This window comes from Actinoalloteichus spitiensis RMV-1378, from assembly GCF_000239155.1.
Lineage (GTDB): Bacteria > Actinomycetota > Actinomycetes > Mycobacteriales > Pseudonocardiaceae > Actinoalloteichus_B > Actinoalloteichus_B spitiensis.
Window position 1 is genome coordinate 1 of sequence record NZ_AGVX02000358.1, and the last position, 13454, is coordinate 13454.

15 protein-coding genes are annotated in these 13454 nt (G+C 71.5%); 10 read left to right on the forward strand and 5 right to left on the reverse strand.

The window, feature by feature from the left end:
- Nucleotides 1–34 precede the first annotated feature (34 nt).
- A complete protein-coding gene (locus ACTIDRAF_RS0215975) occupies nucleotides 35–886 on the forward strand; it encodes an ATP-grasp domain-containing protein (protein WP_026066163.1) in 852 nt (283 codons plus the stop codon).
- 60 nt (nucleotides 887–946) lie between these two features.
- On the opposite strand, the gene ACTIDRAF_RS0215980 is transcribed toward ACTIDRAF_RS0215975, so the two are convergent.
- The gene (locus tag ACTIDRAF_RS0215980) at nucleotides 947–1375 is read right to left on the reverse strand and encodes a hypothetical protein (protein WP_026066164.1); all 429 of its coding nucleotides are present in this window, start codon (nucleotides 1373–1375) and stop codon (nucleotides 947–949) included.
- Between the two features lie 128 nt (nucleotides 1376–1503).
- Here ACTIDRAF_RS0215980 and ACTIDRAF_RS0215985 point away from each other — a divergent pair, with 128 nt between their 5' ends.
- On the forward strand, nucleotides 1504–1983 hold the full coding sequence (locus ACTIDRAF_RS0215985; RefSeq protein ID WP_026066165.1) for a GbsR/MarR family transcriptional regulator: 480 nt from the start codon (nucleotides 1504–1506) through the stop codon (nucleotides 1981–1983).
- Between the two features lie 20 nt (nucleotides 1984–2003).
- Here the strand turns inward: ACTIDRAF_RS0215985 and ACTIDRAF_RS0215990 are convergent, their stop codons facing one another.
- The 4 genes from ACTIDRAF_RS0215990 to mptB are packed head-to-tail and all read right to left on the reverse strand — an operon-like array spanning nucleotide 2004 to nucleotide 6427.
- On the reverse strand, nucleotides 2004–3017 hold the full coding sequence (locus ACTIDRAF_RS0215990; protein ID WP_016699735.1) for a COX15/CtaA family protein: 1014 nt from the start codon (nucleotides 3015–3017) through the stop codon (nucleotides 2004–2006).
- Between the two features lie 25 nt (nucleotides 3018–3042).
- Entirely contained in the window at nucleotides 3043–3840 is a 798-nt protein-coding gene (locus ACTIDRAF_RS0215995; protein ID WP_016699736.1) for an ABC transporter permease, read from the reverse strand.
- Nucleotides 3837–4769 carry an ABC transporter ATP-binding protein gene (locus tag ACTIDRAF_RS0216000; protein ID WP_016699737.1) on the reverse strand — a complete coding sequence of 311 codons (933 nt, stop codon included), beginning with the start codon at nucleotides 4767–4769 and terminating at the stop codon, nucleotides 3837–3839. Before ACTIDRAF_RS0216000 ends, ACTIDRAF_RS0215995 begins: the two co-directional genes overlap by 4 nt.
- 23 nt (nucleotides 4770–4792) lie before the next feature.
- Complete coding sequence (mptB, locus tag ACTIDRAF_RS0216005) at nucleotides 4793–6427, reverse strand: polyprenol phosphomannose-dependent alpha 1,6 mannosyltransferase MptB (RefSeq protein WP_016699738.1); 1635 nt, start codon at nucleotides 6425–6427, stop codon at nucleotides 4793–4795.
- 204 nt (nucleotides 6428–6631) lie between these two features.
- Between mptB and ACTIDRAF_RS29225 the strand changes: the two genes are divergently transcribed.
- From ACTIDRAF_RS29225 to ACTIDRAF_RS29230, 8 genes are all read left to right on the forward strand, one after another.
- A complete protein-coding gene (locus ACTIDRAF_RS29225; RefSeq protein WP_016699740.1) occupies nucleotides 6632–7369 on the forward strand; it encodes a helix-turn-helix transcriptional regulator in 738 nt (245 codons plus the stop codon).
- A 104-nt stretch (nucleotides 7370–7473) separates the two neighbouring features.
- Entirely contained in the window at nucleotides 7474–8928 is a 1455-nt protein-coding gene (gene sufB, locus ACTIDRAF_RS0216020) for a Fe-S cluster assembly protein SufB (RefSeq protein WP_016699741.1), read from the forward strand.
- A 1-nt stretch (nucleotide 8929) separates the two neighbouring features.
- Entirely contained in the window at nucleotides 8930–10123 is a 1194-nt protein-coding gene (sufD, locus tag ACTIDRAF_RS0216025) for a Fe-S cluster assembly protein SufD (RefSeq protein ID WP_016699742.1), read from the forward strand.
- On the forward strand, nucleotides 10120–10446 hold the full coding sequence (locus tag ACTIDRAF_RS0216030) for a Rieske (2Fe-2S) protein (RefSeq protein WP_016699743.1): 327 nt from the start codon (nucleotides 10120–10122) through the stop codon (nucleotides 10444–10446). The genes sufD and ACTIDRAF_RS0216030 overlap by 4 nt, the downstream gene beginning before the upstream one ends.
- 73 nt (nucleotides 10447–10519) lie before the next feature.
- A complete protein-coding gene (sufC, locus tag ACTIDRAF_RS0216035; protein ID WP_016699744.1) occupies nucleotides 10520–11290 on the forward strand; it encodes a Fe-S cluster assembly ATPase SufC in 771 nt (256 codons plus the stop codon).
- Nucleotides 11291–11345: 55 nt separating this feature from the next.
- Nucleotides 11346–12623 (forward strand): cysteine desulfurase, encoded by a 1278-nt coding sequence (locus tag ACTIDRAF_RS0216040; RefSeq protein ID WP_016699745.1) that lies wholly within the window; start codon nucleotides 11346–11348, stop codon nucleotides 12621–12623.
- Nucleotides 12624–12634: 11 nt separating this feature from the next.
- Complete coding sequence (gene sufU, locus ACTIDRAF_RS0216045) at nucleotides 12635–13105, forward strand: Fe-S cluster assembly sulfur transfer protein SufU (protein ID WP_016699746.1); 471 nt, start codon at nucleotides 12635–12637, stop codon at nucleotides 13103–13105.
- A partial coding sequence (locus tag ACTIDRAF_RS29230; protein WP_016699747.1) for a metal-sulfur cluster assembly factor occupies nucleotides 13102–13454 on the forward strand: 353 nt, incomplete at its 3' end. The genes sufU and ACTIDRAF_RS29230, both read left to right, overlap by 4 nt.

The following is a 13454-nucleotide window of genomic DNA, read 5'->3' on the forward strand; positions in this document are numbered from 1 at the left end:
CCCCGGGGCCCGGGCCGCCTCCGGCGGCCGGGTCGTGCTCGCGACCTGCGCCGAGCTTCCCGGCGGGGACGGTGACGACGCGGGACTGGTGACCGCCCTTCGCGAAGTGGGTGTACCCGCCCGGTGGGCGGTCTGGGGTTTCGAGGCGGCCGAGGACGAGGTCGTCGTGCTGCGGTCGCCCTGGGACTACACCTGGCGGCGAGCCGAGTTCCTGGAGTGGTGCTCCTCGGTGCCCGTTCTGCTCAACCCGGCCGACGCGGTGCGGTGGAACACCGACAAGCGCTACCTGGTGGAGCTGGCGGGTGCCGGGCTCCCGGTGGTTCCGACCCGGCTGGTACCGCCAGGGGAGGCAGTCGACTGGCCGGACGGGGAGGTCGTCGTCAAACCCTCGGTGGGTGCTGGTGCCCGGGGCGCCGGGCGTTTCGGTCCCGAGGAGCGCTCGGCCGCGCTGGCGCGGCTGGCCGAGCTGCACGCCAGCGGCGCGACGGCCGTCGTCCAGCCCTACCAGCACGAGGTGGACCGCCGGGGCGAGTACGCGTTGGTGTTCCTGTCCGGCCGGTACTCCCACGCCTTCGCCAAACCCGCCCTGCTGACCGGGTCCGCGACCAGGGAGGCCGGGCTGTCGGTGGTCGACCAGGGGCTGTCGCCGGCCGCACCGGCGGGCGCGTGGCGGCGGGTGGCCGAGGACTGCCTCGACGTGGCCGCCGACCTCCTGGGGATGTCCCGATCGGACCTGCTCTACGCCCGGGTCGATCTCGTCGGGGGAGACGAGGGCGACCCGGTGCTGCTGGAGTTGGAGATCACCGAACCCACCCTGGGGTTCGGCGTCGCCGATCCCGGCGCGGTCGCCCGCTTCGCCTCCGCCGTGCGGAACCACCTCCGGTGAGGGCCGGGGCGCGGTCCCGGGACGACCAGGTCCGCTCCCACCCCGCCCGGGGGGCACCGCTCAGGGCATCGCCGCCCGCAGCCGCAACAGGCTGGGATCGCTGATGGGCTCGTCGAGGTCACCGCAGAACGCCGCGACGGCCCGGGTGCGCGGGTCGGCCACCAGTAAGGCCCTGATGCGCCGCCAGGAGATCAGGTTCGGGTGGTCGAACTCCTCGCACGCCTCGGCGGGGGTGAGCAGCTCGATCGCCTGGTCGAGGTCCGCCAGTTCCAGCGGGTAGCTCGCGCTGCCGGAAGCGTGCCCGCAGACGGTGGCCAGCACGACCGCGGCCAACCGGTGGGTGCCGACGTTCACCACCGGGAAGTCCACGTCGTCCCAGATCGACACCCCGACGCCGAACGCGGCGGGCGCTGTCCAGCCGGGAATGGCCGCCTCCATCCGTTCCCGTGCCCGCCGGACCTCGTCCGGAGTGCTCCAGCGCTCTGTCATCGTCGGCTCCCGTGAGTGCGGCTCGTGGCGGACCGGTGCGGTGATCGGCCCGCCTGATTGATCGATCGGGAGTCAGCAACTACCGTACTTTCAGTGGTCAGTGAAACCAACCGGCAGAGGCTGATGCCATGACCGACCGAGGTAGTTACTCGACACCGAGCGCCAACTGGATCGAGCAGGTCGCAGCATTCTACGTCGAGGAGGGAATGCCCCTGATCGCCGGCCGCATCCTGGGGTACCTCCTCATCTGCGACCCGCCCGAGCGGACGGCGGCGGAACTCTCCGCCGCCCTCGACGCGAGCAGCGGATCGGTCAGCACCAACATCAGGCTGCTGGTCCGGTCCGGTGTCGTGAGCAAGACGACCCGGCGGGGCAAGGAGGCCGCCCTGTACCGGGTGGAGGAGAACCGCTGGCCGGACTTCGTGCAGGGGCGCTTCGACCGCGTGCGCGGCGCACGGGACCTGACGGCGGCGGGCCTGCGGCTCCTCTCCGGCGACTCGGAGCGCGCGGCCCGGCTCCGAACCGTGAACCAGTTCTACGAGTGGCTCGCCGACCAGCTCCCGCAACTGTGGGAGCAGTGGTCGAGGGACCGCCCCCGGCGGCGCTGACGGGGCCCGCCGCCCCGCGCTCAGTCGGAGCTGCCCGTAGCGACCGGTTCCCGCTGGGAAGAGGCCGAACCGTTCGTGGCACGGCCGGATGCGGAGAAGGGGACCGGCGCGCGGCCCCGGTCGCGCAAGGTGGTCCAGAACCACGCGACGACCACCACCGTCGCGCCGGCGCCCAACACGTGCAACGCCACCAGGACCTCGGGAACGCCCGTCCAGTACTGGACCATCCCGACCGTCCCCTGGGCGAGTACGACGCCCACCACCCACCAGAACCCGCGCCACATCCGTGCCGGAGCCGAGACCGCCCGCATCGTGAACCCGAGGGCGATGAGCATCCCCAGGAAGAGGAACAGGAACTCGGCGTGGACCTGCGCCAGGTTCGCGACCGGCAGCTCCAGCCGCGGGGTGTCGATGTCCCCCGAATGCGGCCCGGCCGCCGTGACGAGGGTGCCGGTGACCAGCAGGCCCGCCAGGACGATGTTCATCGTCAGCACCAGCCCCCGCACCGCGCCGGGTACGAGCGGTCGCTCCTCCTGGTCACCCTCGGTGCTCGCCCGCACCAGGAGCACCGCAAGCCAGACCAACAACGCGGACCCGAGGAAGTGCAGGGCGACCGTCCACCACCGGAGCTCCATCAGCACCGTGATGCCACCCATGACCCCCTGCGCCAGGGTGCCGACCGGCATCGCCAGCGCGAGCAGCACGAGCCGCCGCCGGCGGGGCCGGGTGATCAGCGCCAGGAACAGGCAGGCCAGCGAGACGAAACCGACCACTCCGGTCAGGAGCCGGTTGCCGAACTCGATCCACTGGTTGAGGGTGTCGTACTCGGGGTGCGCGACGGGGACGAGGCTTCCGGGGAAGCAGTTCGGCCAGGTGGGGCAACCCAGCCCGGACCCGGTGACCCTCACCACCGAGCCGGTGACCGCGATCCCCGCGTGGGTCACCACGGCCGCGATGGCGAAGGCGCGCATCAACCGGGGACTCGGGGACGGGAAGCGGTCCAGGAAGCGGACGAGGAAGGCGGGAAGCGACACGCCGCAATGCTAGGCCGAGTCCCGGTCAGGTCAGCCGGGTGGTGCGCACTGCCGAGACGCCCGCCACTGCCGCCCAACCGAGCAGCACCACCAACGGCGCCCATCCGGGGAAGACGCCCTCGCGGAGCACGGACTCCATGCCCTCAGCCAGCGCCGAGGACGGCAGCAGGCGCACCACGACGGCCAACCCGTCGGGCAGGCTGTCGGCGGGGAGGACCACACCCCCCGCGAGGAGCAGGACGAACCACACCGTGTTCGCGATCGCCAGCACCGCCTCGGCTCGCAGCGCACCACCCACCAACACGCCCAGCGCGCCGAACGCGGCCACCCCGAGCAGGAGCAGGCACACGCCGCCGGCCACTCCCGCGAGGGAGGGCGTCCACCCCAGGAAGGCGGCCACCACACCGAGCAACAGCAGCTGGACCGCGACGATCGCGAGGTTGGCGAGCACCCGGGCGCCCACCATCGACCAACGGGGAAGCGCGGTCGCGGCCAGGCGTTTGAGCACGCCGTAGCGGCGGTCGAACCCCAGCATGATGGCCTGCCCGGTGAAGGCCGTGGAGATCACCGCGAGGGCGAACACGCGGGGAGCCACCGAGTCCACCCTCGGCTCGTCGACGGGCAGCAGCGGGAGGGTGCTCAGGCCCACCAGCAGCGCCATCGGGATGATCATCGTGAGCAGCAGCTGCTCCGCGTGGCGCAGGTTGAGCAGCAACTCCGTCCTGGCCTGGGTGAACAGCATCCGCGTCACACGACCGCGTCCGGGAGACGGGGTGAACGTGCCCGGCGCGAAGCGGGACTCCGGGGAGAGCACGTCGGTCACGAGCGGAGCTCCCGTCCGGTCAGGTCGAGGAAGACGTCCTCCAGGCTCCGCGTGGCCACCCGCATGTCCTGGGCGTAGGCCTCGTGACGCGCGCACCAGGCCGTGACCGTGGAGGCCACCTGGGGGGTGATCGTGCCGCGCACCACGTAGGCGCCGGGCCGGGTCTCGCTGACCGCGCACCCGGCGGGCAACGCGCTGGCCAGCACGTCGACGTCCAGGCCGGGGCGGGTGCGGAACCTCAGCTGCTGGTCGTCGGTCGCGGTGAGCTCGGCCGGGCTGCCCCGCGCGACCACGGCGCCGTGGTCGACGATCACCACCTGGTCCGCCAGCTCCTCGGCCTCGTCCATCAGGTGGGTGGTCAGCAGCACGCTGACCCCGTCCGCCCGCAGGGCGGCGACGAGTTCCCACACCAGCAGCCTGCTCTGGGGATCCATCCCAGCCGTGGGCTCGTCGAGGAACACCAGTTCCGGGCGCCCCACGAGGGCGCACGCCAGGGACAGCCGCTGCTTCTGGCCGCCCGAGAGCCTCTTGTAGCGGGTCCGGCGGGCACCGTCGAGGCCGAGCACCCGCAACAGCCAGTCGACGTCCAGCGGGGAGGCGGCGCAGGCGGCGACCAGCCGCAGCATCTCCTCGGCCCCGACACCGGGGTAGGCGCCGCCGCCCTGCGGCATGATGCCCACGCGCGGACGCAGGCGGGACGCGTCGGAGACGGGGTCGAGCCCGAGGACGCGCACCGATCCGCCGTCGGGGCGGAGGAATCCCTCGCAGATCTCGACGGTGGTCGTCTTGCCCGCGCCGTTGGGACCGAGCAGCGCGAGCACCTGACCTCGGGGGAGGGTGAGGTCGAGCCCGTTCACCGCTACCGTCGTCTGGTAACGCTTCACCAGGCCCCGGACCTGGACGGCGGGCTCGTCGGCGGTGGGGCTCACGACGGTTGAGCCTAACCGCACTGTCATCGGGCGGGCGCCGCCGGGTGGAACAGCCGCTCGGCCTTCGGGATGCGGCCGCGGACCAGCAACAGGGCCAGGACGAGGGTGACCAGCGCGGCCAGGATGGCGAACTGCGGCACGTACAGGCGGTGGTCGAACGCCGAGCCTGGTGGGAACACCGCGCAGGCCACCAGGGCGGACAGCCAGGTCGCGGAGAGTCGGAACCGCAGCCGGGTGCTGGAGGCGGCCAGCGGCAGCGCCGCCCACAACAGGTACCAGGGGTGCAGGACCGGGCCGAGCAGCATGACCGCCCCCAGTCCGGCGCCGAGGCCGACCATCGGTTCCATCCTGCCGCGGAAGGACACCCACAGCAGGCGCCCGCAGACGCCGGCGGCGACGACGTACCCGAGCGCTCTTGCCAGGGCCAGGATGGCGTCGGTGTGGTTCCCGAGCCCGAGCAGGATGCCGAGACCGGCGCTGGTCTGGCTGACCGCCGTGACCGGGGAGAGCCAACTCCGCACCATGCCAGGGGTGCTGAGCGCCTCGATCCAACCGAACCCGAGCCCGCTGCCCAGCGACGCGGCCACCACCACGGTCGCGAACACCGCCAGCATCCAGGCCGCGGTGCGCAGCAGGTCACTGATCCGGCCACCGCTCCGGCGGGCCAACGCGGCGCCGAGGAACCCGAGCGCGAGCGCGGCGGGCAGCTTGACCATGGCGGCGGTGGCCACGATGACCGTGCCCAGGAGGGCGGACCTGGCCAGCGCGAGTTCGAACCCGGCGAGCATCAGACCGATCGCGAGGGCCTCGTTGTGGATCCCGCTGACCAGGTGGAACAGGACCAGCGGGTTGGCCGCCCCCAGCCACAGCGCGTAGGTGGGCTGGACGCCGCACCGCCGCGCGAGGCGGGGCAGCGCCCAGACGATCATCGCGAAACCGGCGAGGGCGAGCACGCGGTGCAACAGGATGCCGGCGACCACGTTGTCGCCGCCCACGATCATCGTGATGCCACGGGAGAGGATGAGGAAGAGCGGCTGGTAGGGGGCGGGGGTCTCGCGCCAGATGTTCGTCACGCCCCGGGTGAGGGGGTCGTCCACGCCGAGGGCGTCGGCCGGTCCCAGTTCGTAGGGGTTCATGCCGCGCACGGCGATCTCGCTCTGCGCGAGGTAGCTGTAGACGTCCCGGCTGAACATCGGTGGGGCCACGACGAAGGGCAGCGCCCACATGACCATGGTGCGGTCCATCTGGGAGCGGGAGATCAGCCTGCTCCGGCGGGGGGCGGTGAGCCTGCCGAGCCACAGCCAGGCGAGCACCACCATCAGCATCCCGGTGAAGGTGCAGGCCAGCGCGACCGTGGGCATCCGCGTCATCAGGCCGAGCACGCGGATGCCGGGGAGCGGGTTGATCACCGGGGCGGCTCCGGCGCCGAGCGCGCCGACACCCATCAGCAGGGCGCCGACCGTGCCGAAGCGCCGGACGACGTCGAGCTGGCGTCGTTCCGCGTCGTTGAGGGGTTCCGGGTCGGTCAGCGGTTCGGTGCGGCTGGCGGTGCGGGTGGTGGTCCGGGTGCCCGTACCGCCCCGGCCCGGGTGTCGATCCGGCCTGGTGTGATCTTCGTCTTCGGTCGGCTGGCCCCCGACCGTCTCGCCCGCCGCCACGAGACGGAAGGGTATCTGCCGGCCCTGGGCCCCGGCGCCGGTATGGCCCCGGTCGGGTGTTCTGCCCGTTTGACCAGCCGGGACGGCGACGCGGGCCCGATCGCGTCCGGCGGCGGGGCCGACCCCGGGGTGGTGAGGTGGATCACCTGATCGCGGGGCGGTTTTGCGTGGCCGGGGGAAATACGTAACCTGTGTGTTGTGAAATTGACGGGACCGGCCGCCGAGGGTGGTGGTGACGCGGAGGGCGACCAGCTCGGCTCCGAGGCGCCGCAGCCCATCGACGGCCGGGCCCGCCAGTCGGTGGCTCGGGTCCTGCTGGAGCAGGGTCCGCGGACCGCCGCGGCGATCGCCGAGCAGCTCGGTGTCAGCGCGGTGGCGGTGCGACGGCACCTCGACGCGCTGCTGGCCGAGGGCCACGCCTCCAGCCGGGAGGCGCCCAGGCCCGCCGGCTCACGTCGTCGTGGCCGTCCGGCCCGGCTGTTCCAGCTCACCGAGCGTGGGCGGGCGCAGTTCGGGCACGCCTACGACGACCTGGCGGTCGCCGCGCTGCGCTTCCTCGCCGAACAGGGCGGGGAACGGGCGGTCCGGCTGTTCGCCGAGCGCCGTGTCGCGGCGCTCGTCGAGCGGCACCGGGACGCGGTGGTCGCCGAACCGGACGTCGCGGCGAGGGCGGAGGCGCTGGCCGCGGCGCTGAGCAGGGAGGGCTACGCTTCCTCGACCCGCAGGGTCGGGACAGGCGAGCAGCTCTGCCAGCACCACTGCCCCGTGGCGCACGTGGCCGCGGAGTTCCCGCAGCTGTGCGAGGCCGAGACCGCGGTGTTCGCCGACATGCTCGGAACCCACGTGCAGCGCTTGGCCACGATCGCCAGGGGCGATGCGGCCTGCACGACCCACGTGCCGGTCGGCCCGACCCCGGGTGACCGGAACGACGATCGACAATGACCGCGTGTCGCCCCTCCGGGCGAGGCGCGGAACCCGAACAGTGATCCGGCGCGTGCCGCGCGTCCGGGCATGACAGCCCCGATCCGGGACGGAGGGGAATCCGTATGACTGCCGCTGCCGAGCAGCGCACACCCACCACGCAGACGGAGCCGCTGAGCCAGGAGGAGACCCTGGCGACGTTGGGCAACTACGAGTACGGCTGGGCCGACTCCGACGTGGCGGGTGCCAGCGCGCGGCGTGGCCTGAACGAGGACGTCGTTCGGGACATCTCCGCCAAGAAGAACGAGCCGGACTGGATGCTGGAGACCCGGCTGAAGGCGCTGCGGCTCTTCGAGCGCAAGCCGATGCCGAACTGGGGAGCGGACCTCTCCGGCATCGACTTCGACACCATCAAGTACTTCGTCCGCTCCACCGAGCAGCAGGCCACCAGCTGGGAGGACCTGCCCGAGGACATCAAGAACACCTACGACAAGCTGGGCATCCCCGAGGCGGAGAAGCAGCGGCTGGTCGCGGGCGTCGCCGCGCAGTACGAGTCCGAGGTCGTCTACCACAAGATCCGGGAGGACCTGGAGGCCCAGGGCGTCCTCTTCCTGGACACCGACACCGGCCTGCGGGAGCACCCCGAGCTGTTCCGCGAGTACTTCGGCTCCGTCATCCCGGCGGGCGACAACAAGTTCTCGGCGCTGAACACCGCAGTGTGGTCCGGCGGCTCGTTCATCTACGTGCCCAAGGGTGTCCACGTCGACATCCCGCTCCAGGCCTACTTCCGGATCAACACCGAGAACATGGGCCAGTTCGAGCGGACGCTGATCATCGTCGACGAGGACGCCTACGTCCACTACGTCGAGGGCTGCACCGCGCCGATCTACAAGTCCGACTCGTTGCACTCGGCGGTCGTCGAGATCATCGTGAAGAAGGGCGCCCGCTGCCGGTACACGACCATCCAGAACTGGTCGAACAACGTCTACAACCTGGTCACCAAGCGCGCCAAGGCAGAAGAGGGCGCGACCATGGAGTGGGTCGACGGCAACATCGGCTCCAAGGTGACCATGAAGTACCCGTCGGTCTTCCTGATGGGGGAGCACGCCAAGGGCGAGGTGCTGTCCATCGCCTTCGCCGGTGAGGGCCAGCACCAGGACGCCGGCGCGAAGATGGAGCACCTCGCGCCGCACACCTCGTCCACCATCGTCTCCAAGTCGGTGGCCCGGGGCGGCGGCCGGACCTCCTACCGGGGTCTGGTGAAGGTCGCGAAGCGCGCCCACCACTCCAAGTCCACCGTGAAGTGCGACGCGCTGCTCGTGGACACCATCAGCCGGTCCGACACCTACCCCTACGTCGACGTGCGTGAGGACGACGTCGTCATGGGGCACGAGGCGACCGTGTCCAAGGTCAGCGACGACCAGCTGTTCTACCTGATGTCGCGCGGGCTGACCGAGGACGAGGCCATGGCGATGATCGTGCGCGGCTTCGTGGAGCCGATCGCGCGCGAGCTGCCCATGGAGTACGCCCTCGAACTGAACCGACTGATCGAGCTGCAGATGGAAGGGGCCGTCGGCTGAGATGGCTGCACCACTGGACACCACCCCGGCCCAGCACGGGCTGACCGACCACTCGCACGGCGGACCGGTCATCCCGCAGTCGTCGCGTGGCGAGCGCTTCACCTCCTACGAGGTCGACGCGTTCGAGGTACCCGGCGGCCGCGAGGAGGACTGGCGGTTCACCCCGCTGAAGCGGCTGCGCGGGCTGCACGACGGTTCGGCCACCGCCACCGGCTCGTTCGCCGTCGCCGTCGACAGCGGCGTGGCGGGCGTGACGGTGGAAACCGTCGGCCGGGACGACGAGCGCCTGGGGGCGGCGGGCGTGCCCGCCGACCGGATCGCCGCGCAGGCCTGGTCCTCCTTCACCGAGGCCACGGTGGTCACCGTGGCCGCCGACACACGCCCCGAGGGGCCCGTCCACGTCACGGTCACCGGCCCCGGCCAGGGCACGACCGCCTACGGCCACGTCCAGGTCCGGGCGGAGCGGTTCGCCGACGCGGTGGTGGTGCTGGACTACCGGGGCGCGGGCACCGTCGCCGACAACGTGGAGTTCGTGGTCGGCGAGTCCGCCCGGCTCTCCGTGGTCACCGTGCACGACTGGGACGCCGACGCGGTCCACGTCGGCGCCCAGCACTCGGCGGTCGGCCGGGACGCGACCCTGCGCCACCTGTCCGTCACGCTCGGCGGGGACCTGGTGCGGGTGTCCTCCACGGTGAACTACCGCGAGCGGGGGGGCGACGCCGAACTGCTCGGGCTGTACTTCGCCGACGCGGGACAGCACCTGGAACACCGGCTGCTGGTGGACCACTCGGTCCCGAACTGCCGGAGCAACGTCCTCTACAAGGGTGCGCTCCAGGGTGAGGGCGCCCACACCGTGTGGATCGGCGACGTGCTGATCCAGGCGGCGGCCGAGGGCACCGAGACGTTCGAACTGAACCGGAACCTCATCCTCACCGACGGTGCTCGTGCCGACTCCGTGCCCAACCTGGAGATCGAGACCGGGGAGATCGAGGGGGCCGGCCACGCCAGCGCCACCGGCCGGTTCGACGACGAGCAGCTCTTCTACCTCCAGGCCAGGGGCATCCCCGAGGACGTCGCCCGCCGGCTGGTCGTCCGCGGGTTCTTCGGCGAGATCCTGCAGAAGATCACGGTCCCCGAGGTCAGGGAGCGTCTCGAGGCCGCGATCGACGCCGAACTGGCGGCGGTCGGCGCGTGACCCTCACACCGGTGTGCCCGCTGGCGGACCTCGACGAGGGACGTCCCGTCGCGGTGACCGTGGCGGGCACACCCGTGGTACTGGTCAGGCGGGGCGACGACGTGCACGCGTTGCTGGACCGGTGCAGCCACGCCGAGGTCCCCCTGTCCCAGGGCGAGGTCACCGGCGGTGGCCTCGAGTGCTGGTTGCACGGAGCCTGCTTCGACCTGCGGACCGGGGAACCCTCGGGCCCTCCGGCGAGCGAACCGGTCCCCGTGTACGCCGTGGAGGTCCGGGACGGACACGTCCACGTCGCCACCGAGGCGGTCGGGAGCACCGACTAGTACCCGCCGCGCCGTCCCCCGCCGGCCACCCCACCCCCAAGCCACCCGTCAACACCAGGAGAACGAACACACCATGGCCACCCTCGAAATCAAGGACCTGCACGTCTCGGTCAAGACCGACGACGACGCCAAGGAGATCCTCCGGGGCGTCAACCTCACGGTGAACTCCGGCGAGACGCACGCCATCATGGGCCCGAACGGGTCGGGCAAGTCGACCCTCGCCTACGCGATCGCCGGCCACCCCAAGTACGAGGTCACCTCCGGTTCGGTGCTGCTCGACGGCGAGGAACTGCTGGAGCTCGAGGTCGACGAGCGGGCCCGCGCCGGTCTCTTCCTCGCCATGCAGTACCCGGTCGAGGTCCCCGGGGTCTCGATGTCGAACTTCCTGCGGACCGCCGCGACCGCCGCGCGGGGCGAGGCCCCCCAGGTGCGGCACTGGGTCAAGGAGGTCAAGCAGGCCATGGCCGACCTCGACATCGACCCGTCCTTCGCCGAGCGCAGCGTGAACGAGGGCTTCTCCGGCGGTGAGAAGAAGCGGCACGAGATCCTCCAGCTGGACCTGCTCAAGCCGAAGTTCGCCGTGCTCGACGAGACCGACTCCGGTCTCGACGTGGACGCGCTGCGCGTGGTGTCCGAGGGCGTCAACCGCTACACCGCGAACAAGGACAAGGGCGTGCTGCTGATCACGCACTACACCCGCATCCTCAAGCACATCACCCCGGACTTCGTGCACGTCTTCGCGGGCGGCCGGGTCGTCGAGTCGGGCGGTGCCGAGCTGGCCACCCAGCTGGAGGAAGAGGGTTACGTGCGGTTCACCGGCGCCAAGGAGTCGGCGGCGGTCTGAGCCGGCCGAGCGTGAGGGTGAGGATCATGCGAGCAGTGGAAGGAGGCGGCGGGCGATGACATCGACGGCGACGCCGCTGGACATCGTGACGATCAAGGCCGACTTCCCGATCCTCGCCCGCACGGTGCGGGACGGCAAGCGGCTCGTGTACCTGGACTCGGGCGCCACCGCGCAGCGCCCGACCCAGGTGCTCGACGCCGAACGCGCCTTCCTGGAGACCTCGAACGCGGCGGTGCACCGGGGAGCGCACCAGCTCGCCGAGGAGGCCACGGACGCCTACGAGAGCGCTCGCGCCCGCGTGGCCCGTTTCGTCGGGGCCCGGCCGGAGGAGGTGGTGTTCACCAAGAACGCCACCGAGGGGCTGAACCTGGTGGCCTACGCGATGAGCAACGCCGCCACCAGCGGTCCCGAGGCGGAGCGGTTCCGGGTGGGCCCCGGCGACGAGATCGTCGTCACCGAGATGGAGCACCACGCCAACCTGGTTCCCTGGCAGCAGCTGTGCCAGCGCACCGGGGCCACCCTCCGCTGGTTCGGGGTGACCGACGAGGGGCGTCTCGACCTCGCTGACCTCGACGAACTCGTCACCGAGCGCACCAGGGTGGTGGCGTTCACCCACCAGTCCAACGTGCTGGGCACCGTCAACCCGGTGGCCGCGCTGGTCGAACGGGCACGTCAGGTGGGTGCGTTGACGGTGGTGGACGCCTGCCAGTCCGTTCCGCACCTGCCGGTCGACCTCGACCAGCTCGGGGTCGACTTCGCGGTGTTCTCCGGGCACAAGATGCTGGGCCCCTCCGGGGTCGGCGTCCTCTACGGTCGCAGCGAGCTGCTGGAGGCGCTGCCCCCGTTCGTCACGGGGGGGTCCATGATCGAGATGGTGCGGATGGAGAGCTCCACGTTCGCGCCACCACCGCAGCGGTTCGAGGCCGGCGTACCGATGACCTCCCAGGCGGTGGGCCTGGGGGCCGCGGTCGACTACCTGTCGGTGGTCGGGATGGAGCGGATCGCCGCGCACGAGCACCTGCTCACCGAGGCCGCGCTGTCCGCGCTCTCCGAGATCCCGGGTGTCACCGTCGTGGGCCCCACCACCATGGTCGACCGGGGCGGGGCGGTGTCGTTCACCGTCGACGGGGTGCACCCGCACGACGCGGGGCAGGTGCTCGACAGCGTGGGGGTCGCCGTGCGCGTCGGCCACCACTGCGCCTGGCCGCTGCACCGTAGGATGGCCGTTCCCGCGACGGTGCGGGCCACGTTCTACCTCTACAACGATCTTGATGATGTGACGGCGCTGGTGGAGGGCGTCCGGGAGGCGCAGCGCTTCTTCGGGACGGCCTAGGGGAGCTCGGGATGCAGTTGGACCAGATGTACCAGGAGATCATCCTGGACCACTACAAGAACCCCCACGGCCGAGGTCTGCGTGAGCCCTTCGACGCGGAGTCCCACCAGATCAACCCGGTGTGCGGCGACGAGGTCAGCCTGCGGGTCAACCTCGACGGCGCGCACGGGACCGATCCGTCGGCGACGGTCGTCGACGTCTCCTACGACGGGCAGGGCTGTTCGATCAGCCAGGCGGCGACCTCCGTGCTCACCGACCTGGTCATCGGCCGCACCGTCCAGGAGGCGTTCGACGTGCACGCAGCGTTCGTCGAGTTGATGCAGGGACGTGGGCAGGTGGAACCTGACGAGGACGTACTGGGGGACGGCATCGCGTTCGCCGGGGTGGCGAAGTACCCGGCGCGGGTCAAGTGCGCCCTTCTCGGGTGGATGGCCTTCAAGGACGCGGTGTCCCGTTCGACCGGCAAGGAGGAGACACGATGAGCGACGCCCAGGCTGAGCAGGCGGTGGGGAGCGGCGCGTCCACCGAGGACCGGAGCGCGGCCTCGCTGCCCGAGCCGCCAGCCCCCCGCGCCGACCTGCCCTCGGTCGAGGACCTCGAGGAGGCCATGCGTGACGTGGTCGACCCGGAGCTCGGCATCAACGTGGTCGACCTCGGCCTGCTCTACGGCGTGCAGGTGGGGGAGGACAACGTCGCCACCCTCGACATGACGTTGACCTCGGCGGCCTGCCCGCTCACCGACGTCATCGAGGACCAGGCCAGGGCCGCCCTGACCAGCGGACCCGGCGGTGGCCTGGTGAGCGACATCCGGATCAACTGGGTGTGGATGCC

Coding starts and splice junctions, on each gene's coding strand:
- ACTIDRAF_RS0215985 (WP_026066165.1), top strand. CDS start 1,504: ATGACCGACCGAGGTAGTTACTCGACACCGAGCGCCAACTGGATCGAG.
- ACTIDRAF_RS0216040 (WP_016699745.1), top strand. CDS start 11,346: ATGACATCGACGGCGACGCCGCTGGACATCGTGACGATCAAGGCCGAC.
- ACTIDRAF_RS0215980 (WP_026066164.1), bottom strand. CDS start 1,375: ATGACAGAGCGCTGGAGCACTCCGGACGAGGTCCGGCGGGCACGGGAA.
- sufB (WP_016699741.1), top strand. CDS start 7,474: ATGACTGCCGCTGCCGAGCAGCGCACACCCACCACGCAGACGGAGCCG.
- sufU (WP_016699746.1), top strand. CDS start 12,635: ATGCAGTTGGACCAGATGTACCAGGAGATCATCCTGGACCACTACAAG.
- sufC (WP_016699744.1), top strand. CDS start 10,520: ATGGCCACCCTCGAAATCAAGGACCTGCACGTCTCGGTCAAGACCGAC.
- sufD (WP_016699742.1), top strand. CDS start 8,930: ATGGCTGCACCACTGGACACCACCCCGGCCCAGCACGGGCTGACCGAC.